Below are 1,984 nucleotides of genomic sequence, written 5' to 3'. Positions count from 1 at the left end.
GGCTTTATTGTGCCCAATATTTTGGGTCTTTTTTACAGCGCATATGGCTAAAAATAACGTTTTTAATGGAAAAGCCTAAAAATACCATGGCGTTTCTTGTCTGAAACGCCATTATTCAGGGACGACTAAAGAGAGTAAAGATGATGACGATGTTTAACGATACAAAGAAATTAACGGCTCGTACTCTGGCTATTGGTGTTGTGGGTGCTGCGTTTTCCTTAAGCTCTATGAGCGCTATGGCGTTTAAAGAGCCTGGTAAGATTATCGCAGGTTCAGACATTACGTTTTTTCCATACGAATACATGGAAAATAATAAACCAGCAGGCTTTGATATTGAATTTTTAGCGGGTCTGGGTAAGGTCATGGGCAGAGAAGCGGTGAACATTGACACTCGTTGGGCGAACTTGATTCCAGGCCTACGTGGCGGACGTTTTGATATCACTAATTCGTCCATGTACATCACAGCCGATCGCCTAAAAGTCATCGACATGATTCCTTACTTAAAAAGTGGTGAATCGATTCTTGCCGTCAAAGGCAGTGATTTTCAACCAAAGTTGCCTGAAGATTTTTGTGGTCACAATGTTGGGTCTATGGCGGGTACGTCTTGGTTGAAACAGATACAAAAAGTGTCCGTAGAATATTGTGAAGCCAATGGCATGGAGCCTATTACTGTTCGTGAATACCCAACAGACCCACAAACAACACAAGCTATGTTGTCGGGTGCCGTTGAAGCGCAAATCACCGATGCCGCTGTGGCGCGAGGTGTGGTTGATAAGCTGGGTAATCGTGTGGTGATTTCCTCTGACACCTTGATTTATCCTGTGTTAAATGGGTTTGGTGTTAAGAAAGGCAACGATGAAGTGAAAACGGCTCTGATTGAAGCAATTGACACCTACAGTAAAACCCCTGAATACAGAGCATTGTTGGAAAAATACAAATTCCAAGCCCCAACGGCAGAAGACATCAAAGCATTGATGCCTCAGTCGTAAGTCAACCTTGATACCACTTTTTACGCACACGGTGCTGCATCGTGTGCGTTATTTTATTGGAGTAAAATATGGCTCTTTCTTTAGAAGAACAAAACCGCATCGATCTGGCTGCCTCTCTGAGAATTGTTGCGCATTTAGGTATGCATGAAGCGGTAGCAAATCACTTTAGTGCGGCCATTTCTGACGACGGAAAACAGTTTTTAATTAACCCGAAGTGGAAACACTTTTCTAGAGTGTGTGCCAGCGACCTTTTACTGCTAGATGCAGATGATGCTTCAACTGCAGAGCGCCCAGAAGTAGACGCAACCGCATGGTCTATTCATGGACAGTTGCATCAGCGTTTGCCCCATGTTCGTGTTGCGATGCATTTGCACCCTGTTTACGCCACGGCTGTATCAACAATGAAGTCACCGCAGATTCTTCCTATTGAACAGAATACAGCGCGTTACTTTAATCGTGTTTCTGTGGATACCATGTTTGGTGGCATGGCGGACACAGTAGCAGAAGGGGCTCGTTTGGCAGGGCTGCTGGAAAACAACAGTCGTCTAATGATGGGTAACCATGGCGTCATGGTGACAGGAAGCGACATTGGCGTTGCATTTGATGATATCTGGACCCTTGAACGTGCTTGCCAGATTATGATTACGGCGTTATCAACAGGCCAACCATTGAATGTCTTGTCAGATGAAGTCGCAGAGAAAACGGCTCGAGACTGGGAAGGCATTACAGATTTTTCAAGACGACATTTTGAAGAAATGAAAGAGCTTATGATTCAGCTCGACCCTTCCTTTCTCGATTAAAGCGAAATCGCATTTGTCATTGTGTCTGTCTAACACTGGCTATTTTCTAATAGCCAGTCTCTCACTCATACCTGATTCCGTGACTTAAAACCCCTCTCACACCCCTGCAGAGCTGTAATCATACGGCCTGAAGCAGTAAAATGACCACTGCTTTTCGTTCACCCAGACAGTGACTTTTTTCCATGCGCACCTTCA

2 protein-coding genes are annotated in these 1,984 nt (G+C 44.6%); both read left to right on the top strand.

What is annotated here, in order from left to right; all coding sequences use genetic code 11:
* Positions 1 to 140 precede the first annotated feature (140 nt).
* Entirely contained in the window at positions 141 to 989 is an 849-nt protein-coding gene (locus tag LG368_RS15210) for a transporter substrate-binding domain-containing protein (protein WP_226755538.1), read from the top strand.
* A 68-nt stretch (positions 990 to 1,057) separates the two neighbouring features.
* Positions 1,058 to 1,789, top strand: a complete 732-nt coding sequence (locus tag LG368_RS15205) for a class II aldolase and adducin N-terminal domain-containing protein (RefSeq protein WP_226755537.1) — start codon at positions 1,058 to 1,060, stop codon at positions 1,787 to 1,789.
* Positions 1,790 to 1,984 lie beyond the last annotated feature (195 nt).

The organism is Marinomonas algarum (genome assembly GCF_020532605.1).
GTDB lineage: Bacteria > Pseudomonadota > Gammaproteobacteria > Pseudomonadales > Marinomonadaceae > Marinomonas > Marinomonas algarum.
This window is presented reverse-complemented; position numbering and strand designations above follow the sequence as displayed.